This is a genomic window from Xanthomonas sp. 60 (assembly GCF_011761925.1).
Window position 1 is genome coordinate 148,867 of sequence record NZ_JAASQW010000001.1, and the last position, 24,005, is coordinate 172,871.

General features: G+C 64.3%; 16 protein-coding genes. 13 read left to right on the forward strand and 3 right to left on the reverse strand.

Annotation, left to right across the window (positions count from 1 at the left end; all coding sequences use genetic code 11):
- Nucleotides 1-192 precede the first annotated feature (192 nt).
- Nucleotides 193-558: a 6-carboxytetrahydropterin synthase QueD gene (queD, locus tag FHY09_RS00705; protein ID WP_166923188.1), complete on the reverse strand. Its 366-nt coding sequence runs from the start codon at nucleotides 556-558 to the stop codon at nucleotides 193-195.
- Between the two features lie 177 nt (nucleotides 559-735).
- Here queD and FHY09_RS00710 point away from each other — a divergent pair, with 177 nt between their 5' ends.
- Together FHY09_RS00710 and FHY09_RS00715 are read left to right on the forward strand one after the other, a co-directional pair.
- A complete protein-coding gene (locus FHY09_RS00710) occupies nucleotides 736-3,378 on the forward strand; it encodes a TonB-dependent receptor (RefSeq protein WP_166923190.1) in 2,643 nt (880 codons plus the stop codon).
- 101 nt (nucleotides 3,379-3,479) lie between these two features.
- Nucleotides 3,480-6,068: a M14 family zinc carboxypeptidase gene (locus FHY09_RS00715; RefSeq protein ID WP_166923192.1), complete on the forward strand. Its 2,589-nt coding sequence runs from the start codon at nucleotides 3,480-3,482 to the stop codon at nucleotides 6,066-6,068.
- Nucleotides 6,069-6,175: 107 nt separating this feature from the next.
- Here FHY09_RS00715 and FHY09_RS00720 read toward each other — a convergent pair whose 3' ends face one another.
- Complete coding sequence (locus FHY09_RS00720; protein WP_166923194.1) at nucleotides 6,176-7,609, reverse strand: DEAD/DEAH box helicase; 1,434 nt, start codon at nucleotides 7,607-7,609, stop codon at nucleotides 6,176-6,178.
- Between the two features lie 403 nt (nucleotides 7,610-8,012).
- Here FHY09_RS00720 and FHY09_RS00725 point away from each other — a divergent pair, with 403 nt between their 5' ends.
- The 3 genes from FHY09_RS00725 to glmS all read left to right on the forward strand — a co-directional run bounded on the left by FHY09_RS00725 (nucleotide 8,013) and on the right by glmS (nucleotide 11,597).
- Nucleotides 8,013-9,002: a fumarylacetoacetate hydrolase family protein gene (locus FHY09_RS00725; RefSeq protein WP_166923196.1), complete on the forward strand. Its 990-nt coding sequence runs from the start codon at nucleotides 8,013-8,015 to the stop codon at nucleotides 9,000-9,002.
- On the forward strand, nucleotides 8,999-9,682 hold the full coding sequence (gene maiA / locus FHY09_RS00730; RefSeq protein WP_456362670.1) for a maleylacetoacetate isomerase: 684 nt from the start codon (nucleotides 8,999-9,001) through the stop codon (nucleotides 9,680-9,682). The genes FHY09_RS00725 and maiA overlap by 4 nt, the downstream gene beginning before the upstream one ends.
- A gap of 76 nt (nucleotides 9,683-9,758) precedes the next feature.
- Nucleotides 9,759-11,597: a glutamine--fructose-6-phosphate transaminase (isomerizing) gene (gene glmS, locus FHY09_RS00735; RefSeq protein ID WP_166923199.1), complete on the forward strand. Its 1,839-nt coding sequence runs from the start codon at nucleotides 9,759-9,761 to the stop codon at nucleotides 11,595-11,597.
- Between the two features lie 95 nt (nucleotides 11,598-11,692).
- Here glmS and FHY09_RS00740 read toward each other — a convergent pair whose 3' ends face one another.
- Nucleotides 11,693-12,820: a PilT/PilU family type 4a pilus ATPase gene (locus tag FHY09_RS00740; protein WP_166923201.1), complete on the reverse strand. Its 1,128-nt coding sequence runs from the start codon at nucleotides 12,818-12,820 to the stop codon at nucleotides 11,693-11,695.
- 127 nt (nucleotides 12,821-12,947) lie between these two features.
- Here FHY09_RS00740 and FHY09_RS00745 point away from each other — a divergent pair, with 127 nt between their 5' ends.
- The 8 genes from FHY09_RS00745 (at nucleotide 12,948) to FHY09_RS00785 (ending at nucleotide 23,973) form a co-directional block, all read left to right on the forward strand.
- On the forward strand, nucleotides 12,948-13,313 hold the full coding sequence (locus tag FHY09_RS00745) for a DUF4398 domain-containing protein (RefSeq protein ID WP_166924311.1): 366 nt from the start codon (nucleotides 12,948-12,950) through the stop codon (nucleotides 13,311-13,313).
- On the forward strand, nucleotides 13,313-14,197 hold the full coding sequence (locus FHY09_RS00750) for an OmpA family protein (protein ID WP_166923203.1): 885 nt from the start codon (nucleotides 13,313-13,315) through the stop codon (nucleotides 14,195-14,197). The genes FHY09_RS00745 and FHY09_RS00750 overlap by 1 nt, the downstream gene beginning before the upstream one ends.
- A gap of 334 nt (nucleotides 14,198-14,531) precedes the next feature.
- Complete coding sequence (locus FHY09_RS00755) at nucleotides 14,532-14,771, forward strand: YdcH family protein (RefSeq protein ID WP_166923205.1); 240 nt, start codon at nucleotides 14,532-14,534, stop codon at nucleotides 14,769-14,771.
- A gap of 296 nt (nucleotides 14,772-15,067) precedes the next feature.
- Nucleotides 15,068-16,438 (forward strand): pyridoxal-phosphate dependent enzyme, encoded by a 1,371-nt coding sequence (locus FHY09_RS00760; protein WP_166923207.1) that lies wholly within the window; start codon nucleotides 15,068-15,070, stop codon nucleotides 16,436-16,438.
- 127 nt (nucleotides 16,439-16,565) lie between these two features.
- Entirely contained in the window at nucleotides 16,566-17,753 is a 1,188-nt protein-coding gene (locus FHY09_RS00765) for a cystathionine gamma-synthase (protein ID WP_166923209.1), read from the forward strand.
- A gap of 1 nt (nucleotide 17,754) precedes the next feature.
- Nucleotides 17,755-18,549 (forward strand): ABC transporter permease, encoded by a 795-nt coding sequence (locus tag FHY09_RS00770; protein ID WP_166923211.1) that lies wholly within the window; start codon nucleotides 17,755-17,757, stop codon nucleotides 18,547-18,549.
- A complete protein-coding gene (locus FHY09_RS00775) occupies nucleotides 18,539-19,897 on the forward strand; it encodes an ABC transporter ATP-binding protein (RefSeq protein WP_166923213.1) in 1,359 nt (452 codons plus the stop codon). Before FHY09_RS00770 ends, FHY09_RS00775 begins: the two co-directional genes overlap by 11 nt.
- Nucleotides 19,894-23,973 (forward strand): glycosyltransferase, encoded by a 4,080-nt coding sequence (locus FHY09_RS00785; RefSeq protein WP_456362671.1) that lies wholly within the window; start codon nucleotides 19,894-19,896, stop codon nucleotides 23,971-23,973. The genes FHY09_RS00775 and FHY09_RS00785 overlap by 4 nt, the downstream gene beginning before the upstream one ends.
- The last annotated feature ends 32 nt before the right edge of the window (nucleotides 23,974-24,005 follow it).

Genomic DNA, 24,005 nt, shown 5'->3' on the forward strand with positions numbered 1-24,005 from the left:
GACAGAGGGAGGGATCTGTCGGGTCCTGCGACTGCACGGGGGGAGGGACCCATGCAGTGTCCGGCGGGTCTGCACGCCCGGATGACTCCCGGTGGCGACCTGTTGCAGTGCAGCATACGCCTTTCGTGCTGCATTGCAACAGGGGCTGGGCAGGTTCTGACGAGCGGTTGAACCGCCAGTCAGCTCAGCCCCTCACAGACCCCCCGGACCGCGGTAGCGGCAGCCGGACGTGCAGGTTTCGTGGATCGTCACCTCGCTCAGTGCGGGCAGGACAGGCTTGAGCTCGCCCCAGATCCACGCCGCCAGGTTTTCGCTGGTCGGGTTGTCCAGACCGGGAATGTCGTTGAGGTAATGGTGGTCAAGCCGGTCGTAGATCGGCTGGAAGGCCGCCTTCACATCACCGAAGTCCATGATCCAGCCCGACTCGGCGCCGGGTTCGCCTTCCACCTTGAGCTCGATGCGGAACGAATGCCCATGCAGCCGCGCACATTTGTGGCCAGGCGGCACGTTGGGCAGACGATGGGCTGCCTCGACCATGAAGACTTTGAAGATTTCCATGCGCCGATTGTACCGGGCCACGCCGTTGCCCGGCGGCCTCGTCACCCCTTATCTCTTTCCATCGCGATGAAGAGATGATAACTTCACTTATATCCGTATGAAGAGATGTTATTGGGCGGTTCAGCGCCCGGCATGTCCTACTCGGGTCACGCCTCCACCACCTCACAGATTTCGTCCATGCCCCAGCACACCCTGCTCGTGGCGGCCCTGGCCGCCGCCCTGGCCGCGCCTTTGTCTGCCGCTGCCGAAACCGCTCCCGCCACGGCCCCCGCCCACGATGCCAGCACACTCGCCGCCATCCGGGTGACCGGCTCCAACATCAAGCGCACCGACACCGAAGCCGCCAACCCGGTCCAGGTCATCGGCCGCGAACAGCTCGATGCCACGGGCAAGGCCTCGGTCGCCGACGTGCTGCGTTCGATCTCCGCCAACACCGGCAATGCGGCCAACGAGACCACCAACAACGGGTGGGCGTCCGGCTCTGCGGGCATCGGCCTGCGCGGCCTCTCGCAGAAGAACACGCTGGTGCTGCTCAATGGGCGCCGGCTGGCCAATTACGGCTTCCCGGCAGGCGGCCTCTCGGATACCTTCGTCAACCTCAACGCGCTGCCACTGGTGGCCGTGGAGCGCATCGAGGTGCTCAAGGACGGTGCCTCGGCCGTGTACGGGTCCGATGCCGTGGCCGGTGTGGTCAACATCATCACGCGGCAGAATTTCGAAGGCGCCGAGATCGGCGGCAGCGTGGGCACGGCCGACCAGGGTGGCCTGGACGAACACAAATTCAAGTTCGTCGGCGGCCTCGGCGATCTCGACACCGATGGCTACAACATTCTGGTCAGCCTGGAAGGCTACAACCGCGACCGGCTGGACCAGGACGAGCGTGACCTGACCCGCTCCGGCATCTACAGCGATCAGCCCGGCGGGCGCTGGAACGGCTGGTCGGCCAAGGGCGCGCGCTATCTCATCAACGGCACCTCCGTACCGATGCTCGATGCCAACGGGCAGTGCCCGGAAGGCACCACGCGCGTGGCCAGCGCACCGATCGATGGCCTCGCCGGCGATACCTGCGGGTTCAACCAGGCACCGTTCACCACGCTCATCCCTTCGACCAAGCGCTGGCAGGCCTATGCCAACGGCACCGTCAGGCTCGGCGACAACGTGGAGGCCTTCGGCGAAGTCCTGTACAGCGAGGTCAAGGGCGTGGCGTGGTTCGGCAGCAGCCCCTACTTCACTCTGGAAAGCGGGCGTTTCGCGCTCAACGCCGACACGGGTCTGGCCGAGCCGGTCTCCTCCAGTCTGCCAGCGGGCAATCCGTACAACCCGTATGGGCGTGCGGTGCCGATCGAGTACACCTTCTTCAACCTCGGGGGCACGGTGAAGACCAACCGCTCGCAGTCCTATCGCGGCCTGGTCGGCCTGCGTGGCAGCACCGAGCGTTGGGACTGGGAGGTCGGCGCGTTTGGTGCGCGCAGCAGCGAGCGCGAAACGGTCTCGGGTGGCTTCGCCAACCGCTGGGCGCTGGCCGATGCACTGGCCTCGGGCAGCTACAATCTGCTGGATCCTTCGGCCACGCCGCAGGCGGTGCGGGATGCCATCAACATCGCGACGCTGCGCCCCGCCGAATCCAAACTGCAGGGCCTCGACGCGAAGCTGTCCGGCACACTGGGGCGCACGTGGGCCGGCGACATCGGATTCGCCTCCGGCGTTGAGTGGCGCCACGAGAAGCTGGACTCGAACAACCCGTGGCAGATCGATGCGGGCCTGCAGGTGCGGCCGGCGATCGCCGAAGTGCACGGCGAGCGCACGGTCACCGCCGCCTACGCGGAGGCCAACCTCCCGCTCGCTTCGAAACTGGACGTTTCCGTGGCCGCACGCGCCGACCACTATGATGATTTCGGCGATGCGTTCTCACCCAAGATCGGCCTGCGCTGGCAGCCACTGGACAGCCTGCTGGTGCGTGCCTCGGCGTCCAAGGGCTTCCGTGCACCGTCGCTTTCCGAGAACTCGGACAGTACCAGCATCGCCTACGGCAGCGTGGTGGATCCGTTCGATCCGGACCTTGCCGGCTCGCGGCAGAACCCGACCTTCTTCACCGTCGGTAATACCGACCTCAAGCCCGAGCGCACGCGCAGCTACAACCTGGGCATCGTGCTGTCGCCGTGGCGCAACACCAACCTCAGCGTGGACTACTACAGGATCGAGCTGGAGAATCTGGTCGGCACCAACAACACGCAGACGCTGGTCACCAACAATGTGCCCGGTGCCGTGCTGCGCGATGAGCGCGGCAAGCTGCTGGCGGTCTACAACCGTTACCAGAACCTGACCGACCTGAAGACCTCCGGCGTCGACGTGGAGCTGCGCCAGCGGCTTCCCACGGAACGCGTCGGTGATTTCAACCTGACCACCGGGTTCACCCACGTGCGCGATTACCGTCGTCCCGCGGTGACCGGCGGACCTCTGGTGGACTACGCCGGCAGCAACCTGGGTGCCACCCTGCCGCGCAACAAGGCCACGACCACGTTGGATTGGGCATACGGCGACTGGCGCACGGCGCTGACCTGGTATTACACCGGTGGCTATGATCAGCGCACGGCTGCCGCGCGCACTGTACAGCAGCGCGTGGACAGCTACAGCCAGTTCGATCTCTACGCGGCCTATGCCGGTTTCGAGCAGCTCACGCTGTACGCCAAGGTGCAGAACCTGGGCGATGAGGAGCCGCCCTACGACGCCTCGTTCCCTGGCATCCGCGCGCCGTACGATTTCAGCCAGTACGACTTGCGCGGGCGTTACTTCACGCTCGGCTTTGATTACCGCTTCTAGCCTTTTCAATCGTCTGCCGGGCCGCGCGTGGCGCGGCAGGCCCTGCGTCATGCCGGGCGCTTTCGCATCAGCTGGCATGACGCCGCAACCGGGGAATCGCAGTGTCTTTCCATCGTCGTCTCTTTCTTCCGCTGTTCGCCGCCGCCGCCGCGGCCCTTTCATTGCCCGCCGCGCCGGCGCTGGCGCAGAGTGCCTACTACTTCCCGCAGGCCGGCGAATTCGACCCGGCCATCCCCACGCCACAGCAGTTCCTGGGCTATGAGATCGGTAGCCGGTACACCCGGCACGACCAGCTCGTCGCTTATTTCAAGGAGCTTGCACGCCACTCCGACAAGATCAGCGTCAAGGAGATCGGTCGCAGCTACGAAGGCCGCCCCCTGCTGATCGCCACGGTGACCGCGGCCGGCAACCAGTCCCGACTGGAAAGCCTGCGCCAGCAGCACGCCACGCTGGTCGATCCGGCGCAGCCACGCAGCGCGGCGGGCGACAGCCCAGTGGTCGTCTGGCTCGGTTACAGCGTGCATGGCAACGAGACCTCCAGCGGCGAGGCGGCCCTGCTCACGGCCTACTACCTGGTCGCCAACCGCAGTGCCGAGACACAGCAGTGGCTGCAGAACGCCGTCGTGTTGTTCGACCCTGCGCAGAACCCGGACGGGCGCGACCGCGCGGCAGACTGGCACAACGCGTGGGCCTCCTCCCCGGCATCGGCCGACCCCGCCGACAAGGAGCATGTGGAACCCTTCCCGCAGGGGCGCACCAACCACTACTTCACCGATCTCAACCGCGATTGGCTGGCACTCACGCAGCAGGACAGCCGGCCCAAGATCGAGGTCTTCCACCAGTGGTACCCCAACGTGCAGATCGACTTCCACGAAATGGGCAAGGACAGCACGTACTACTTCGAGCCTTCGCCCAGGAGCATGCACAGTCCGTTGATTCCCGCTGCCTCGTACGCGTTCAACAGGACCCTGGCGAAGTACCACGCCGCTTCGCTCGATGCACTGGGTTCGCTGTATTACACCGGCGAGAACTTCGACAACTTTTCTCCTGTCTACGGCTCCACCTACCCCGATTTCCACGGGGCAGTGGGTGTGACGGTGGAGCAGGCCAGTTCGCGCGGGCGCGTGCAGGAGTCGACCAATGGCCTGCTGACGTTCCCCTTCACCATCCGCAACCAGGTGGCGACCGGGCTGGGTACGGTGCGTGGCGCGGTGGCCGAGCGCGAAGGGCTGCTGGACCTGCAGAAGTCCTTCTTCCAGTCCGCGGTGAAGCAGGCCGGTCAGCAGCCGTGGAAGAGCTTCGTCTTCGGCGACGCACATGATCCGGCGTTGACCCGTCAGCTGCTCGAACTGCTGCTGCTGCACCGGATCGAAGTGCACGCGCTCAGCACGGCGGTGACGCTGGAGGGGCGCCGGTTCGAGCCGGGCCATGCGTACGTGGTGCACGCCGCGCAGCCGCAGTTCCGCCTCGTGCATGCCATCTTCGCGGACACGCCGCCGATCAAGGGCGATGTGTTCTATGGCAGCACGTCCTATGCGATCGCACCGGCGTACGGGCTCGCCTTTGCAGGCAGCAAGGGCCGCATCACCGCGGGGAGCCGCGTGGATGCGGTGCCGGAGGTGCAGGGCGGAGTCATTGGCGGGCAGGCGGCATTTGCCTACGTGCTGGACTGGCGTGATCGCAATGCAGCGCGTGGGCTGCAGGCGCTGCAGGCGAAAGGACTGGCCACGCGCGTTGCCTTCCAGCCATTCACGGCCGCAACGCCGGCCGGCGACGTCGCCTTCGGTGCAGGCAGCATCGTGGTGCCCGTCGCCGGCCAGCCGCTGCAGGGCGCCGCGCTGCTGGATGCGGTGCACTCGGTGGCCGTGGCGGCCCCGGTGCGGGTTCATGCGCTGGCCAGCGGGCACAGCCGCGCCGGCATCGACTTGGGCAGCGATGGCGTCAAGGCGCTGCGCAGGCCCGCCGTAGCGCTGGTGATGGGCGAAGGGGTCAACGCTACGGAGATCGGTTCGGCGTGGTTCCTGCTCGACCAGCACCTGCAGCTGCCTGCGAGCAAGATCGATCCATCGCAGCTGGGCAAGGTGCCGCTGGACCGCTACACGAGCATCGTGCTGGCCGGTGGCCGCTATGACGCCGTGGATGACAAGGCCATCGCGGCCCTGAAACGCTGGATCCAGGCCGGCGGCTCGCTGGTGACCTACGGCACGGCATCGAAGTGGGCGATCGAGAAGAAACTCGCCGAGGGCGAGACGCTGGGCGCTCCCGAAGTGCCGGAGGACGCCGAGCGGCAGGCGTTCGGGGACCAGCGTGACCTGGCGGCGATCGAGCGGGTGAGCGGCAACATCCTCAGCGCGGACGTGGACATCTCGCACCCGCTGGGCTTTGGCGCGCCGCGCCGTGAGCTGGCCGTTCCCAAGGAAACGCCGGTGGTGCTGCAGCCCAGCGCGAACAGGTTCTCGACTGTCGTGCGGATCGATGCGCAGCCCCGGGTGAACGGGTACCTGTCCGCGCGCAACCGGGAGCGCGTGCGTGGCTCGGCCTGGCTGCTGGTGTCCCCGCAAGGCCAGGGCAACGTGGTGTTGTTCGCCGATGATCCGGCGCACCGCAAGTACTGGCATGGCACGGAGCGGTTGCTGGTGAACGCGGTGTTCTTCGGCAACCTGTTGAACCCGACCAAGCCGCGCGGGTAACGCGCATCCCTGGCGGACCCACAAAAAAGGACGACGCCTGCGCGTCGTCCTTTTTCATCTGCCTTCAGCGGTTGCCGGGCACTGCCCGGGCGTGCCCGCCGCGCGGATCAGACCGTGCGATGGCTGCCGCCGTTGCCACCCGGGCTGCGGCCGCGGCCGGCCCCAGCGGCACCGCCGCCGCCGCCGCGACGCTGGCCCTGGCCCTGCGCGGCACGCGCCTGGCCGGCACCCGCACCGCCGTCACGACGACCGCCGCCCGGCTTCTTCGGGCCCGCATGCGCATGACGCGGCGCATCGCCATGGGCACGACGCGAGTGCGTCGGCTTGCGCACGGCGCGCTCGCCCATATCGCTGTCGGCCTTGCCCGGGGCGCTGTTGCCCCAGCGGATCGGTACCTGCAGTTCGAAGCCCGGCACATCGCGGATGTCCATGTCACGGCCGAGCATGCGCACGATCTGGCGCAGCAGCTTCACTTCATCCTGCGCGACGAGCGAAATCGCCTCGCCGGTGGCGCCGTTGCGGCCGGTACGCCCGATGCGGTGCACGTAGTCCTCGGCCACCATCGGCAGGTCGAAGTTGATCACCTTCGGCAGCTCGTTGATGTCGATGCCACGCGCGGCGATATCGGTAGCGACCAGCACGGTCACGCGGCCGGCCTTGAAATCGGCCAGTGCACGCAGGCGCTGGCCCTGGCTCTTGTTGCCGTGGATCGCCGCGGTCTTGATGCCGGACTTGTCCAGGAACGCCGCCAGCTTGTCGCTGCCATGCTTGGTCCGGGCGAAGACCAGCGTCTGCTCGCGGCTGTCCTGCGCCAGCAGGTGCAGCAGCAGGTCACGCTTGCGGTGGCCATCGACCGGGTGCACGCGGTGGGTGATCAGCTCGGCGACGGTGTTCTTCGGCGTGACCTGGATCTGCTCCGGGTTGCGCATGAATTCCATGGCCAGCTGCTTGATGCTCTCTTCGAACGTCGCCGAGAACAGCAGCGTCTGGCGGTTCTGCTTGGGCAGCTTGGCCAGAATGCGCTTGATCGAGGGCAGGAAGCCCATGTCGAGCATGCGGTCGGCTTCGTCCAGTACCAGGATCTCGATGCCGGACAGGTCGATGCTGCGGCGCTCGAGATGGTCGATCAGGCGGCCGGGGCAGGCCACCAGCAGGTCCACGCCACGGCGCAGCACATCGAGCTGGTTGCCCATGCCGACGCCACCGTAGATGCAGGCGCTGGGAATGCGCAGGTACTTGCTGTAGCCGCGCAGGCTGTCATGCACCTGGGTGGCCAGCTCGCGGGTCGGGGTCAGGATCAGGGCGCGGGGCTTGCGCGGACCGCCGCTGGAGACTTCCTGCGAGCGGGTGCCGAGGTGCTGCAGCAGCGGCAGGCCGAAGGCCGCGGTCTTGCCGGTACCGGTCTGGGCGCCGGCCAGCAGGTCGCGCCCGGCCAGGGCGAGCGGGATGGCCTGCTCCTGGATCGGGGTCGGGTTTTCGTAGCCCTGCTCGGAAAGCGCACGCAGCAGGAAGGGCGCAAGGCCCAGGGATTCAAATGACATCAGAGGAAACTCCAGAAAAACATGAGTAACGCATCGCCGACTGGCGAGGCGGGGGCTGATCGTTGAGATCGGCTGACTCGGAGCGTTCCCGTGAACCGCGCTGCGAGAAATTGGGGTCAACCGACGCGGTGCGCAGGCTGGAATGCGTGACGTACGGCGTCGGAGTGGGGGCGGGCGAGGGGTCGGGTGACCTGGCTCGCCGGCGATCCCGAAGGGAAACGGACGGCCGCTGCAGACCGGCCTAGTCTAGAGCATGATCGGGAGGTGACGCAAAGTGAGTCGTTCAGGTTGGCGCGGCAAGCGACCGAAGCCTTGCGGGCCGGGCGCGTGCCGCAGCGCAGCTTGGCGGGGCGGGTTATTTCATTACACTTGAAACTTGTTTCTGGACGGCGGAGTTGCACGCATGAAGCTTGGGTCTCTGAAGGAAGGCGGCCGCGATGGCACGCTGATCGTGGTTTCGCGGGACCTGCGGCACGGGGTGCGCGCGACCGGCATCGCAACCACGCTGCAGCAGGCGCTGGAAAACTGGAGCCAGGCCGCTCCGCGGCTCATGGCGTTGTCGGCCTCGCTGCAGGCGGGTGACGCCGATGGGGTGTTCGACCTCGATCCGCTGGCGCTGGCGGCCCCTCTGCCGCGCGCCTACGAGTTCGTGGACGGCAGCGCCTACCTGCCGCACGTCGAGCGCGTCCGGCGTGCCCGCGGCGCGGAAGTGCCAGAGAGTTTCTACAGCGATCCGTTGATGTACCAGGCCACCAGCGCGGCGTTCTACGGTCCACGCGATGCCGTCAAGGTGGTCAGCGAGGACTACGGGATCGACCTGGAGGCGGAACTGGTGGTCATCACCGACGATGTGCCGATGGCGGTCAGCGCCTCCCAGGCCGCCGGCCACATCCAGCTGATCGGTCTGGTCAACGACGTGTCCCTGCGAAATCTCATCCCGGGCGAGCTGGCCAAGGGCTTCGGCTTCCTGCAGTCCAAGCCCCGCTCGGCGCTGTCGCCGGTGTTCGTCACGCCCGATGAGCTGGGCCCGGCCTGGCAGGACAGCAAGGTGCACCTGCCGCTGCTGACCCACGTCAACGGGCAGTGGTTCGGCGCGCCGGACGCCGGTGTGGACATGCAGTTCAACTTCGCCCAGCTGGTGGCGCATGCGGCCAGGACGCGGCCGTTGAGCGCTGGCACGATCGTCGGCTCGGGTACGATCGCCAACGAGGACACGAGCAAGGGCGCCTCCTGCTTTGCCGAACAGCGCGTGGTCGAGACGCTGCGCGATGGCGCGCCGAGCACGCCGTTCATGTCCTTCGGCGACGTGGTGCGCATCGAGATGCTGTCTGCCGAGGGGCAGAGCATTTTCGGTGCCATCGAGCAGCGCATCGAGCAGGCCAGCGCGCCGTGAATACGGGTGTGGCCGGCGCCGCAGCAGGCGATCCGCTCGTCCTGCATACGTACTGGCGCTCCAGCGCCGCCTATCGCGTGCGCATCGGCCTGAATCTGAAGGGCCTGACCTGGCAGGCCCGTGCGGTGCATCTGGTGCGCGAGGGCGGGCAGCAGCACGCCGCCGCGTACCGTGAACTCAATCCCCAGCAGCTGGTGCCCACCCTGCAGCACGGTCAGCAGATCCTGGTGCAGTCGATGGCGATCCTGGAATACCTCGACGAGGCCTTCCCGGAGGCGCCGCTGCTTCCGCCTGACGCGGCCGGGCGCGCGCGCGTTCGTGGCCTGGCCCAGCTGGTGGCCTGCGATGTGCACCCGCTCAACAACCTGCGGGTGATGCAGTATCTCGAGCGTTCGCTGGAGGTGCCGGCCGAGGCACGCACGGCGTGGACGCTGCACTGGATGGCGCAGGGCCTGGGCGCGCTGGAATCAATGCTCTCGGCCAGCCCGGCCACCGGCACGTTCTGCCATGGCGAGCAGCCCGGATTGGCCGACGCGTGCCTGGTGCCGCAGCTGTACAACGCCCGCCGGGTCAGCCTGGACCTCACGCCTTATCCGCTGCTGCAACGGGTCGAGGCGGCCTGCCTGGCCCTGCCGGCGTTCGACGCGGCCCGGCCGGAGCGGCAGGCGGACGCGGCCTGACATGTAACACCCGGTCATCTGTTGTCCTGTCGAACCGCTAGAATGTCCATAATTGGTCCCCAGGAAGACAACGTTAATGTGCGGAATCGTGGGTGCGATCGCTGATCGCAATGTGGTGCCGGTTCTCATCGAAGGACTGAAGCGTCTGGAATACCGCGGCTACGATTCGTCGGGCATTGCCGTGCTGAAGCAGGGCGTGCAGGCCGAGGTGCACCGTGTCCGCCGCACCGGCCGCGTCTCGGAGATGGAATCGGCGGCACTCGCCGAGGGCTTCGAGGCCCACCTGGGCATCGGCCATACGCGCTGGGCGACGCATGGCGGCGTCACCGAAGCCAACGCCCACCCGCACATCAGCGAGGGCGTGGCGCTGGTCCATAACGGCATCATCGAAAACCACGAAGAGCAGCGTGAGCGCCTGCGCGGGCTCGGATACACCTTCGAGTCGCAGACCGATACCGAAGTCATCGCCCACCTGATGCACCACAACCTGAGCGATGGCTGCAGCCTGCTCGTCGCCCTGCAGCGCACGGTGAAGGAGCTCACCGGCGCCTACGCGCTGGCGGTGATGAGCCGTGCCGAGCCGGAGCATTTCGTCTGCGCGCGTATGGGCTGCCCGCTGCTCGTAGGCCTGGGTGAAGGTGAAAACTTCGTGGCCTCCGACGTATCGGCAATCATTTCCGCCACGCGCCGGGTCATTTTCCTCGAAGAAGGTGATACCGCCGATATCCGCCGCGACGGCGTACAGGTCTACGGCGCGGACGATGTCCAGGTGCAGCGCGATGAGCACCTGTCGGACGTGTCGCTGGCGTCCCTGGAGCTGGGGCCCTTCCGGCACTTCATGCAGAAGGAAATCCATGAGCAGCCGCGCGCGCTGGGCGACACCATCGAGGCGGCGATCGACGCCGGTGGGTTCCCGGCCGAGCTGTTCGGCAAGAATGCCGAAGCGGTGCTTGCCGGCATTGAAGGCGTGCAGATCCTGGCCTGCGGGACGAGTTACTACGCCGGGCTGACCGCGCGTTACTGGATTGAATCCATCGCCGGCCTGCCGTGCAGCGTGGAGATCGCCAGCGAATACCGGTACCGCGCCGCCTATGCAAACCCGAAGCACCTGATCGTGACCATTTCGCAGTCCGGTGAAACCCTGGATACGATGGAAGCGCTGAAGTACGCCAAGTCACTGGGGCACGTGCACTCGCTGTCAATCTGCAACGTGCCGGAGAGCGCCATCCCGCGCGCCAGTGAGCTGGTGTGCTACACCCGCGCCGGCGCCGAAATCGGTGTCGCGTCGACCAAGGCCTTCACCACCCAGCTGGCCGCGCTGTTCCAGCTGACGGTCGTGCTGGGCAAGCTGCATGGCCGGATCGACGCGGCACAGGAGGCGGATTATCTGGAGCAGCTGCGTTTCCTGCCGGGCAGCGTGCAGCATGCGTTGAATCTGGAGCCGCAGATCGCAGCGTGGGCGGAGCGTTTCGCACGCAAGCCCAATGCGTTGTTCCTCGGCCGCGGACTGCATTATCCGATTGCCCTGGAAGGTGCGCTCAAGCTGAAAGAAATCTCCTACATCCATGCCGAAGCCTACCCGGCCGGCGAGCTCAAGCATGGCCCGCTGGCGTTGGTGGACGAAGACATGCCGGTCGTGGTGATCGCCCCGAACGACGCTCTGCTGGAGAAGGTGAAGTCCAACATGCAGGAAGTGCGTGCACGGGGGGGCGAACTGTTCGTATTCGCTGATCAGGACAGTAATTTCGTGGAGTCGGAAGGGGTGCATGTCATACGCACGCCGCGCCACGCAGGTCTGCTCAGCCCGATCGTGCACACCATTCCGGTGCAGTTGCTGGCGTACCACACCGCGCTGGCGCGCGGGACCGACGTCGACAAGCCGCGCAACCTCGCCAAGAGCGTCACCGTCGAGTAACGCAGGCCGGAGCGCCGGGCGCTGCCCGGCCAACGCGGTCGAAACCCCAGAGGACGCAGCGGATCATCCGATGATCCCCTGCGTCCCGAACGCAATCAGAATCCGTGGGTGATGCCGCCCGGACTGCCGGAGAAGTCGGCGTACGGATCATGCTCGCCACTGCCCCCCTCGGAAAGACGGAACTTGAGCGCCAGTCCATCGCGGGAATCGGCGGCACGCAGGGCCTCTTCGATCTCGATGGTGCCGTCCTTGGCCATGCGGAACAGGCACTGGTCGAAACTCTCCATGCCTTCCTCCAGCGAGGCCTCCATGGCGGCCTTGATCTCGTGCACCTGGCCGCGGCGCAGCAGGTCGCGGATCATCGGCGTGTTGATCAGCACCTCCGTCGCCGGCAGCCGGCGGCCGTCCTTGCCCTTCACCAGGCGCTGGCTGATGACCGCCCGCAGGTTGAGCGACAGGTTCATCAACACGTTGCGGTGCGCGCTTTCCGGGAAGAAGTTCAAAATGCGCTCGATCGTCTGGTCGGCATTGTTCGAGTGCAGTGTCGCCAGGCACAGGTGACCGGTTTCGGCGAAGGCGATCGCCGCTTCCATCGTCTCCGCGTCGAGGATCTCGCCGATCAGAATGACGTCGGGCGCCTCGCGCATGGCGTTCTTCAGCGCGTGATGGAACGTGTGCGTGTCCAGCCCCACCTCGCGCTGGTTCACGATGGAGAGCTTGTGCTTGTGCAGGTACTCGATCGGATCCTCGATGGTGAGGATGTGGCCGGTCGTGGTGCTGTTGCGGTGATCGATCATCGAGGCCAGCGAGGTCGACTTGCCCGAGCCGGTCGAGCCCACCACCAGCACCAGTCCGCGCGGGGTCATGATGACGTCCTTGAGCACCTCGGGAAGATGCAGCTCCTCGATGCTCGGGATCCGGCTGCGGATGGCGCGGATGACCATGCCGACCTCGCCCCGCTGCTTGAAGACATTCACGCGGAACCGTCCGGCGTCGGACAGCGCGATGGCCATGTTCAGCTCCAGCTCGCGCTCGAACTGCGGCACCTGTTCCTCGTCCATCAGTGAGTAGGCGATCTTCCTGACCATCCCCGGAGGCAGCCCGGTGTTGCCGAGCGGGTACAGTTTGCCCTCGATCTTGATGTAGACCGGTGCGCCGGTGGTCAGGAACATGTCCGAGGCGTTCTTCTCGGTCATCAGCTTCAGGAAGTAGCCGATATCCATACGCGTTTTTCCCCAAAAACGACGGGCCGGCCATCCAAGTTGCAAGCATGGTGCCGGCTTGACGACAATGGCCGTGCACAATCCTCCGGCACGGCCTCCCCAAATGAATCGACGTAGCTTCGCACAAATGCGCCACGGCCTGTATGTCATGGCGCTGGCCCTCGCGCTCTCCGCACCCGCCCTGGCACAGGACGGGGCGCAGGAGCTGGCCCAGGCCCGCCAGGCGGTGGAGAAGGCCACCCAGGCCGACGCCGACCAGTACGCACCGGATCTGGTGCAGCTGGCCCGTCAGGGCCTGCAGCGGGCCCAGATTGCCGCCAACGGAGGCCGCAGCGAGCGCCGCAATGCGCCCGCGCTGGCCCAGCGTGCCGCGGCCGACGCGGACCTGGCGCGGGCGCGCAGCGAAGAGGCCACGGCGGTCGCCCAGCTGCAGCTGCGTCGCAACGAAGTGAGCCAGCTGGAAAAGCAGCTGCAGACCGGGGAGGGCCGCTGATGCGCACCCCCCGCCTGATCCTGCTGGCCGGCCTGATGGCATCTCCTGCGCTGGCTGTCGCGGCCGACGATCCCCTGGTGCTGCAGTTGAACCAGCGCCTGATGAGCATCAACGCCAACCCCGAGACCTCCGAACTGGCGGCCTTCGAGCGTGTGCAGGCGCAGCAGGCCATCGGCGCGCTGGCCGAAGCCAAGCGTCGTGACCGCGAGCTGGCTGCCTATCTGGCCGAGCGCCGGGTGGAGATCGCAGAGACCGCCGTGCGGGCGTCGCTGGCCCAGCGCCAGGCACGCCAGCTGGAAGGGACGCGGAGCGATCTGCTGATCGAAGCCAGCCGCCGCGAAGCCGCCCGCGCGCGCCAGGAAGCCGAGCGCCTCCGGGTACAGGCGCAGATCCAGGCCGAGGAAAGCGAACGCCTGCGCCTGGCAGCGGAAACCGAGGCCCTGGCGCGCCAGGACGCCGAGAACGCGCTGACCACCGTTGCCGGTCGCCAGCAGCAGCGGCTCAGCAGCGCCCAGCAGAACGCGGCCAAGCTGGCGCGCGAGGAAGCCGAGCTGGTGTCGGGCCAGAAGCTGCCATCCAGCCGCTTCGAAAGCCGCGGTGAGGTGTTCACGCTGTCAGGTGATGCCTTCAGCGGCGGTCAGGCAGCGCTTTCCGGTGGAGCGAAGAACCAGGTCAAGGCGCTTGCGGAGTATCTGAACATCGGCAAGAAGGGCCGGGTCCGGATCGAAGCCTGGGATGCCGCAGCGGGCGTGGGGCAGCGACGTGCCGAAGCCCTGCGTGACGCGCTGGTGGCAGCGGGCGTCAGCGGTTCCCGACTGCAGGTGGCGGGCAAGCAGGCTGCGGCGACCAAAGCCCGTTCCGCCGAGGTGATTGTTTCACCTTAAAGTATTGTTTTCGTTAATGAATGAGCGGATTTCCGGCGGTGGTGGCGGTCAGCCTGAACCGCTCGTCGACAGAGCTGGCATTTTTGTCGCATAGGGCTTGATAGGGCACCTCGCCGCGCGTAGGGTCAATCGTCCGGGACGCATTCCGCGGACCGGACGAAGAGGAGGGCCGGGCCGATGCAATCGGGGCGCGAACCGAACAAGGCATACAACCGCGATGTGCTGCGGTCAGCCGGACGCGATGCGACCCTGCGTGCCGCCCTGCCGTCCTTCCCAGACAGCGCCCCGTGCCGACCGGCCGGGGCGTTCGTGTTTCAGCTGCAGGAGGTAACTCATGTTTGAAGATCAGCCCCAGAGCGAGATCGAGGCCCGCCGCGCCCGTGACCCGGAATTCCGGATCCTCCATGACGAACACCGGAAGTTGAACAGGCAATGTATGGATGCCGAGCTTGGCGTGTTTGCTGTCAGCGATGCCACCTTGGGCGAGATGAAACGCCGTAAGCTGCAGACCAAGCAACGCCTGCAGAGCCTCTACGAAGCAGGGTCGTCGCCCGCGTCCTCCCCCGCGCATTGATTCCACCCTGCGCCGGGAAGGCGCATCAGGGCCCGCTGAACCGGGCCGAAAACGGAGCCGCCCTCGGCTCCGTGGCCTGAACGCCGCGTCGCTGCGGCCTCAGGCCTGCAACCGTTTCACCGTCGCGGGCCGCGCCGACTTCCTCGTCGATCGTCGCGGCCCGCGTCACCTTCAAGTCCAGTACGACGCCCGGTGACCGGGACCGACTGTGCGGGGCGATTCCGACTGACATTCACAGGCAACCAGCGGATAATCAACGGTCCGGCCCTGCGTGGCGCGAACCGAAGTCCCCCCGAATGCCCATCCATGCTTCCGTCCTCGACCTCATCGGCAAGACCCCGATCATCAAGGCCCAGCGCCTGGACACCGGCCTCTGCGAGCTGTACCTGAAGCTTGAGAGCGCCAACCCGGGTGGCTCGATCAAGGATCGCATCGGTCTGTCGATGATCGAGGCAGCAGAAAAGCGAGGCGACCTCAAGCCGGGGGCGACGCTGGTGGAAGGCACGGCCGGCAATACCGGGCTCGGGCTGGCGCTGGTGGCACAGCAGAAGGGCTATCGCCTGATCCTGGTGGTGCCGGACAAGATGAGCCGGGAAAAGATCTTCAACCTGAAGGCGATGGGGGCGGAGGTCCGGCTGACCCGCTCCGACGTGGCCAAGGGCCACCCGGAGTATTACCAGGACCTGGCCAAGACCATCGCCGACCAGACGCCGGGGGCGTATTTCATCAATCAGTTCGGCAACCCGGACAACCCGGCCGCGCACGAGTTCGGCACTGGGCCGGAGATCCTCGAGCAGATGGAAGGCGATCTGGATGCCATCGTGTTCGGTTGCGGCAGCTCCGGCACCATGACCGGCCTGTCGCGCGCGTTTGCCTCCCAGTCGCCGAAGACCGAACTGGTGCTGGCTGATCCGGTCGGCTCGATCCTGGCCGAATACATCAATGACGGCAATCTCAACGAGAAGTCCGGGAGCTGGCTGGTGGAGGGCATCGGCGAGGATTTCCTGCCTTCGATCGCCGATTTCAGCCGCGTGACCAAGGCGTACGCCATCAGCGACGCCGAAAGCTTCCACACCGCCCGCGATCTGCTGGCGAAGGAGGGCATCCTCGGCGGGTCCTCCACGGGCACGCTGCTGGCCGCCGCATTGAAATACTGCAAGGAGCAGACGACGCCCAAGCGGGTGCTCGTGCTGGTCTGCGACACCGGCAACAAGTACCTGTCGAAGATGTACAACGATTACTGGATGCTGGACAACGGCTTCCTTGAGCGTCCCCAGCACGGCGATCTGCGTGACCTGATCCTGCGCCCGTATGGCCAGCGCGACACCGTGGTCATCGGACCGAACGACCTGCTCACCACGGCCTATCAGCGCATGAAGCTGTACGACGTGTCGCAGCTGCCGGTGATGGAGGGCGACCAGCTGGTCGGCATCGTCGATGAGAGTGACGTGCTGCTGCATGTGTATGGCGACGAGTCGCGTTTCCGCGACACCGTGTCCACCGCAATGGTCAGCAAGCTGGATCGCCTGGACGTGAAGTCGCCGATCGAGGCCCTGCTGCCGGTGTTTGATCGCGGGCAGGTGGCGATCGTCATGGACGGTGATGCGTTCCTGGGCCTGATCACCCGCATCGACCTGCTCAACTACCTGCGACGCCGCGTCCAGTAAGGCGCGGCTGCGGCCTCCGGCTCGACTCAACTGGCTGTCTGATTGCGTCAATTCCGATTAAGCCACCGCTGATAGACTCCCCCACCTTTGATGGCGACCGTTCCGGGCGCCTGCAGGAGCCCCATCCATGTCCGATCCTTCCAAGCACGGCAGCGACCGCGTGCTGTCGCTGGCCACGCTGGCCATCCATGGCGGTCAGTCGCCCGATCCCAGCACGGGCGCGGTGATGCCGCCGATCTATGCCACCTCGACCTATGCGCAGAGCAGCCCCGGCGAGCACCAGGGGTTCGAATACTCGCGTACGCACAACCCGACGCGGTTTGCCTACGAGCGCTGCGTGGCTTCGCTGGAAGGGGGCTCGCGCGGCTTCGCGTTTGCTTCCGGCATGGCGGCGACCTCCACGGTGATGGAACTGTTGGATGCCGGAAGCCACGTCGTGGCGATGGATGACATCTATGGCGGGACGTTCCGGCTGTTCGAGCGCGTGCGCCGGCGCACGGCGGGGCTGGACTTCAGCTTCGTGGATCTGACCGATCTGGAAGCCTTCGAGGCCGCCATCACGCCGCAGACGAAGATGGTCTGGGTGGAGACGCCGACCAATCCGATGCTGAAGATCGTGGATATCGCCGCGGTTGCCGCCGTGGCGAAGCGGCATGGGCTCATTGTGGTGGTCGACAACACCTTTGCCTCGCCGATGCTGCAGCGTCCGCTGGAGTTGGGCGCGGACCTGGTCCTGCATTCGGCGACCAAGTACCTCAACGGCCACTCCGACATGGTCGGTGGCATGGTCGTGGTGGGTGACGATGCCGAACTGGCTGAGCAGATGGCTTTCCTGCAGAACTCCATCGGTGGCGTGCAGGGCCCGTTCGACAGCTTCCTGGCGCTGCGTGGCCTGAAGACGCTGCCGCTGCGCATGAAGGCGCACTGCGCGAACGCGCTGGCCCTGGCGCAGTGGCTGGAGAAGCAGCCGGCGGTTGAAAAGGTGATCTACCCCGGGCTGACCAGCCATCCGCAGCACGAACTGGCGACGCGTCAGATGAACGGCTACGGCGGCATTGTCTCGATCGTGCTGAAGGGTGGGTTCGAGGCGGCGAAGCGGTTCTGCGAGAAGACCGAACTGTTCACGCTGGCCGAGTCGCTGGGCGGCGTGGAAAGCCTGGTGAATCATCCGGCGGTGATGACGCACGCGTCGATTCCAGTGGAACGCCGGGAACAGCTGGGGATCAGCGATGCGCTGGTGCGGTTGAGTGTGGGTGTGGAGGAGGTGGGGGATCTGATGGTGGATCTGGAAGCTGCGTTGTCGCAAGGCGGCTGATATGGGAATTCTTTCAGCCTTCGGAAAGCATCGGTCGCTCACCTACGAGCTCACACAGCGAGAGGTTCTGGGACGGTATCGTGGCGCGAGCTTCGGGCTGCTCTGGTCGCTCATCAGCCCGTTCCTGATGCTGCTCGTCTATACGCTGGCGTTCGGCTTCATCATGAAAGGGCGATGGCCTGGATCCTCAGGCTCGACTACAGACTTCGCGCTGATCCTGTTCGCCGGTCTGACGGTGCACGGGTTCTTTGCCGAGTGTTTCATTCGCGCGCCCCAGCTGATCATTGGCAACACCGGATACGTGAAACGGGTGGTTTTCCCCTTGGATATTCTGGTGTGGAGCATGACGTTCTCTGCGCTGTTCCATTTGGCAATGAACATGCTCGTGTTGCTGGTGCTTTATCTGTGTCTGAAGGGGTACGTCCACCCTACGGCCGCGTTCCTGCCTCTGGTGCTGGCGCCTTTGGCGATCCTCACGGTTGGGGTTGGCTGGATCGTTTCTGCCCTGGGCGTCTATCTCCGGGACATCGGACAGATCGCCGGCGTCGTGGCAACCGCGATGCTGTTCCTTTCGTCCGCCATCATCCCGGTGGAATCGGTGCCCGAAAGCTATCGAATCGTCTTCGAACTCAATCCGCTCACCTTCATCATCAATCAGACCCGTGAGGTGGTGATCTGGGGGCGCATGCCCGATTGGGCAGGCCTTGGGATGTACACCTTGATCGCCTGCGCTGTTGCGGGCCTCGGATACGCAGTGTTTAGCAAATTGCGCGCGGGGTTTGCCGATGTCCTTTGACGTAGCAGGCGATGAAATCGTGATCGACGTAAAGGGCGTAGGGAAGGCGTACCACATGTACGAGCGCCCGTCGCATCGATTGTGGCAGGCTCTGGCAGGCAAGCGAAAATCGTTCTACAAGGATTTCTGGGCACTGCGTGACGTCAGTTTCTCGATCAAACGTGGGCAGACAGTCGGTATCGTCGGCCGTAACGGCTCGGGGAAATCGACACTGCTGCAGATGATCGCAGGCACCCTGACGCCAACGGAGGGGTCGATCAATGTTCGCGGACGCGTTGCGGCCTTGCTCGAGCTCGGAAGTGGCTTCAATCCGGAGTTCACGGGACGTGAGAACGTCTATCTGAATGCTGCGATCCTGGGCCTTTCGCGCGGCGAGATCGACCAGCGGATCGACAAAATTCTGGCGTTCGCCGACATCGGCGAGTTCATCGATCAACCGGTGCGCAGCTACTCGAGCGGAATGTCTGTTCGGCTCGCCTTCGCGGTAATAGTGCACGTGGATGCCGACATTCTCATCATCGATGAAGCATTGGCAGTTGGCGATGCGTTCTTCTCTCAGAAATGCATGCGCTTTCTGCGTGAATTCCAGAAGAACGGAACGCTGCTCTTCGTCAGTCACGACGCCGCCGCCGTGACAAATCTCTGCGAAAGCGCCGTCTGGCTTGAGTCTGGGCGCATGCGGCTGGGTGGAACGTCGCAGGAAGTCGTTGAGGCCTATATGGCCGAGCAGCATGTGGTCGGCCGTAAGGAGCTGGGCGACGAAGGCCTGGTGGTCACACGGAAGGTCAGGCGGCGCTCAGGCGAACTGGCCGATGTATCGATGCGCGGCGCGGAGCCGAGAGCCGTCCCGAACCGCTTGGCGGTATTTGAATTTGATCCGGATAACGTCGGACCAGAATTCGGTGCAATGGGTGCCCAGATCGTCGAGGTCAGTCTTGCACGCGAGGATGGTGAAAAGGTTCAAATTCTGGAAGGCGGTGAAGTTGTAAGCCTGCAGATCCGTGTGGAGCTGAAGCGCGATCTCAGTAATCTGATTGTCGGCTTCTACGTCAAGGATCGGCTGGGACAACGACTCTTTGGTGACAACAGCTACTTGGCCTGCAGGGACACCCCTGTGTCGGGGCAGGCGGGCGACACTGTTTCGGGCGCTTTCACCTTCCGCATGCCCGTGATGCCATCTGGCTCCTACATGATCGACGCTGCTGTTGCTTCCGGCGATCAGCACGATCACACGCAGCAGCACTGGATCCACGATGCGTTGGAGTTCCGGGCAATTGACGAAACGATGCGATTTGGGTTGATGGGGATCCCCATGATGGATATTGATGTTTGCAAGGAGCAGAAATGATTAACTTCACTGGGGAGCGTTTCGTTCCTACAGAACACGGCGTCATCAGGCAGGAACACATGCATCGTTATGCATGCTGTCTTCCCTTGGTGGAGGGCAAGGCTGTGCTTGATATCGCCAGCGGCGAAGGCTACGGCAGCGCGATGCTTGCTGCGCGCGCAAAGTCTGTCGTCGGAGTCGACATCTCCAATGAGGCGGTCAAGCACGCCGCCGTACGGTACGCATCGATTTCGAACCTCGATTACGTGCAGGGCTCTGCGGCTGCCATCCCGCTTGCGTCGGACAGCGTGGATGTTGTCGTATCGTTCGAGACGATCGAACACCTCCGTGGGCAGGAAGAGATGCTGTCCGAGATCCGTCGTGTTCTGAGGCCGGATGGCGTACTCGTAATGTCTTCGCCCAATAAAGAGGTCTACTCTGACAGGGCTGGTTACCATAACGAGTACCACGTCAAAGAGCTCTATTTGACGGAGTTCACGGACCTCATCTCCAGGCATTTTCCTGCGTGGCAGATGAGCGGACATCGCATGTCGGTCTGCTCGACGATCGTGCCCTTGGATGTTGCGGGACTGACGGGGGCGTACGAAGCATTGACGGACACTGGCGAGACGATCGAAAACCGGGTCGCATCAATGCCTGACGCCGTGTATTTCGTTGTTGTGGCAGCGGCACGCAAGGAGTTGCTGCCAACGCTGGCGCCCTCGATCCTTTATGCGGAGTCGGAAGATCTCTTCGAGCACCATCGTAAGGTTGCAAAATGGGCCCAGGCCCAAGACGAGGATATTGCAAGTCTTCGATCGCATGTCGCCAGGGAGCAGGCCGAGGTCAATCGCCTGCATGAACATCTCGGGGCGTCTAACGAAAGGATCTCGGAACTTCAGCAGCGGCTCGCAAGCGAAGAGGCGGAAGTCGGCCGTCTCAACAGGCTTCTGGCGGAGGGTGGTCTAACATCTGCGGACAGCGTTGTCCGCCAACGCAGCGGAGATGTGGTTGACGCGGCGTCGGGTCAGGTGGCCGCTCCGGGGCCGCAGGACGAAGGCGCTCTCAGGAGTGCGCTGCGCCTGGCGTCCGAGACGCTTGCGCATCACAGGAGCGAGGAAATATCGCTGCGCAGTTCACTGCAGCAGCACCAGGAGTTGCTGGGGCTGAAGAGGGTCAATGAGGAAAATCTCCGGACCAACCTCCAGAACTTGATTGAAAGGCTGGCCAAGAGCGAGGGCGCCGAAGCTGAACTCATGGCTTCACTGCAGCGGGAGAAAGACGTTGCGGGCATGCTGCAACATCAACTGGCTGTGGAGAAGGGCGGCTTGGAGGCGCTGCAGGAGTCGATCAAGCGTGCGCGCGAGGACTATGCCGAGCTCAGCAATCTGTCCAGCCGGAAAGACGAAGAAATCGCAGCTCTGAATAAGAAGCTAGAAGTGTCGACCCAGACAGGGATTGAGCGTGACCGCTTGTTGAGCGCATTGAGTGATGCGCGGGACGAATCGGCGCGTTTGTCAGAGCAGACGGCGATGCTGCGCGAGACGCTTCGTGTGGGGGCTGAGCAGGAAGCGGGGCTCAAAAAAGCAGTCGCCGAACTGACCGCGGACCTGACTCGTGAGCGGGAGCATGCGAAAAATCTTGAAAAAGCGCTCACAGAGCTCTGGGAAAAGCGCAATGAGCTACAGGCAGAGCGACACCTTGTAAGCGATTTGACTGATGCCGGCCATGAGGAGCTTCAAACACACCGTGAGGAGATCGGGCGACTCATGAGTAAGGTCGGCGCCTTGTCGCCGCGCGCAGGGGTGACCTCGTCCGAAGACATGCACAAAGTGGCCGAGCTGATCGGGCGCTACCAGGCAGAGCTTGATGCGCTGCAGAAGTTTGCAGATAACCTCATCAGCTCGCGGTCGTGGAAGATCACCAGACCTGTTCGATTTGCAGCGCGGGTTCTGCGTGGCGAATGGAGCATGGTGATCAGGTCGCTTCGTGAATCCGGCATGGCGCGTCATCCCTTGGCGAAGCCTTTCGTGCCGCTCGTCAAACGGCTTCTTCTCCGCCAGGAGGAAGAGGCTCGCGTTGTACCGCCTGAGGGTCTTGCATTTGAACAGGTGCAGCAGAATCCCGAGGAAACGCTTCGCACCGTAAGCTTCACGAGCGAAAGCGCGCCTGTTGTTTCCGTCGTCATCCCTACCTATGGAAATTACGCACAAAGCTTGGCGTGCGTTGCGTCCATCGCCAAGGCCGGTGCAAACGTCTCATTCGAGGTTCTCATTCTCGAAGACGCGTCTGGCGATAAAGAGATCGAAAAGCTTGCGCTGATTCCTGGCCTTCGATACCACCACAATCCAGTCAATCTTGGCTTCCTGCGTTCGTGCAACCAAGCGCTTACGCTGGCCCGCGGTCAGTACATCTGTCTGCTGAACAATGACACCGAAGTGACGCCGGGCTGGTTGGATGCGCTGGTAGACGTCTTCAGTCAACGCAGCGATGCGGGCCTGGTCGGATCGAAGCTCATCTACCCGGACGGACGGCTGCAGGAGGCCGGCGGCATCGTGTGGGCAGACGGCAGCGCTTGGAACTTCGGCCGATTGGATGACCCAACCAAGCCGCAGTACTGTTATTTGAAGGAGGCGGATTACGTTTCCGGCGCCTCGATCATGATGCGCGCAGAGCTCTTCCGTGAGTTCAACGGTTTCGATGACCACTTTGCGCCGGCCTATTACGAAGACACAGACATCGCGTTCCGCGTCCGGGCACATGGTCTCAAGGTCTACATGCAGCCTGCGTCCGTGGTTGTGCATTACGAAGGTGTTTCCAGTGGTACGGACGAGTCCTCCGGCGTCAAGGCCTGGCAGGGTATAAACCGTGGCAAGTTCCTGGCCCGCTGGGGTGATACGCTTCGCGCCGGACAGTTTCCCAATGGGGAGAATGTGTTTCTCGCGCGTGACCGCTCGCGTGATCGTCGGCGCGTGCTCGTCGTAGATCATTACGTTCCGCAACCAGATCGGGACGCCGGGTCCCGCGCAACATGGCAAGTCATTGAAATGCTTGTGCGCAAAGGGCTGCAGGTCACGTTCTGGCCGGCGAATGCCTATCACGATCTCGCATACACACCAGCGCTCCAAGCGATCGGAGTGGAGGTGCTGTACGGATCGGAATACGTAGGCCGCTTTGATTCGTGGATGAGCGAGCACGGACAGTATTTCGAGGCGGTCATTCTTAACCGGCCTCACATCTCGTTCGATCTGGTGAAGAGCGTTCGTGAACACTCGAACGCCGCACTTGTTTACTATGGTCACGACATCCACCACCTGCGAATGCAGCAGCAGCTCCAACTTCAGCCGGATCAGGAGCTCGAAGTTGAAATGCGCCGGTTCCGTTCCTACGAGCACGCGCTGTGGCAGCAGTCGGATGTGATCCTCTACCCGTCCACGGACGAGACGTCGCACGTGAGTCAATGGTTGGCAACCAATGCTCCTGACGCTACCGCGCGCGCGGAGACCATACCTCTCTACGCTTACGAGCCTGTTCCCGACAACGAGGTTCCGGGGCCAAGCGAGCGCTCCGGAATCCTTTTCGTCGCAGGCTTCGCGCATGCCCCTAATGTCGATGCCGCCACATGGTTCGTCCGGGAGGTACTCCCCTTGGTGAAAAACGAGGTGGGCGAAGTGGCGGTGACCCTCGTTGGCTCCAACCCACGGCCGGAGGTTCTGGAACTCGCTTCCGGGAGTATTCAAGTCACCGGCTACGTCACCGACGAAGCGCTAGAGGGCTACTACCGCAGAGCGCGGGTATCGGTCGCGCCTTTGCGTTTCGGCGGAGGGGTAAAGGGCAAAGTCCTGGAGAGCATGCGCTATGGCACGCCGTGCGTTACAACCTCGGTTGGGATGCAGGGTCTGGGAGACGCGGCAGACTTCATGTCAGTTAGTGACGACCCGCGAGAGATGGCTGCAGAGATTGTGGAAATCCTGAGAAGCGACGATCGCTGGAGCAATCTTTCTGTGCAAGAACGAGTGTTCATTTCACAGTATTACTCGCGAAAGGCGCTGTGGGGTGTTTTGTCCAGAGCGGTCACATTTAAGACGGAGCGGTAATATCCGGCGCGAGAAATGTGGATACATGGGGG

Excerpts from the sequence above, each read along its gene's own strand:
- queD (WP_166923188.1), bottom strand. The coding sequence starts at position 558 with ATGGAAATCTTCAAAGTCTTCATGGTCGAGGCAGCCCATCGTCTGCCC.
- FHY09_RS00710 (WP_166923190.1), top strand. The coding sequence starts at position 736 with ATGCCCCAGCACACCCTGCTCGTGGCGGCCCTGGCCGCCGCCCTGGCC.
- FHY09_RS00720 (WP_166923194.1), bottom strand. The coding sequence starts at position 7,609 with ATGTCATTTGAATCCCTGGGCCTTGCGCCCTTCCTGCTGCGTGCGCTT.
- FHY09_RS00725 (WP_166923196.1), top strand. The coding sequence starts at position 8,013 with ATGAAGCTTGGGTCTCTGAAGGAAGGCGGCCGCGATGGCACGCTGATC.
- glmS (WP_166923199.1), top strand. The coding sequence starts at position 9,759 with ATGTGCGGAATCGTGGGTGCGATCGCTGATCGCAATGTGGTGCCGGTT.
- FHY09_RS00740 (WP_166923201.1), bottom strand. The coding sequence starts at position 12,820 with ATGGATATCGGCTACTTCCTGAAGCTGATGACCGAGAAGAACGCCTCG.
- FHY09_RS00745 (WP_166924311.1), top strand. The coding sequence starts at position 12,948 with ATGCGCCACGGCCTGTATGTCATGGCGCTGGCCCTCGCGCTCTCCGCA.
- FHY09_RS00750 (WP_166923203.1), top strand. The coding sequence starts at position 13,313 with ATGCGCACCCCCCGCCTGATCCTGCTGGCCGGCCTGATGGCATCTCCT.
- FHY09_RS00755 (WP_166923205.1), top strand. The coding sequence starts at position 14,532 with ATGTTTGAAGATCAGCCCCAGAGCGAGATCGAGGCCCGCCGCGCCCGT.
- FHY09_RS00760 (WP_166923207.1), top strand. The coding sequence starts at position 15,068 with ATGCCCATCCATGCTTCCGTCCTCGACCTCATCGGCAAGACCCCGATC.
- FHY09_RS00765 (WP_166923209.1), top strand. The coding sequence starts at position 16,566 with ATGTCCGATCCTTCCAAGCACGGCAGCGACCGCGTGCTGTCGCTGGCC.
- FHY09_RS00770 (WP_166923211.1), top strand. The coding sequence starts at position 17,755 with ATGGGAATTCTTTCAGCCTTCGGAAAGCATCGGTCGCTCACCTACGAG.
- FHY09_RS00775 (WP_166923213.1), top strand. The coding sequence starts at position 18,539 with ATGTCCTTTGACGTAGCAGGCGATGAAATCGTGATCGACGTAAAGGGC.
- FHY09_RS00785 (WP_456362671.1), top strand. The coding sequence starts at position 19,894 with ATGATTAACTTCACTGGGGAGCGTTTCGTTCCTACAGAACACGGCGTC.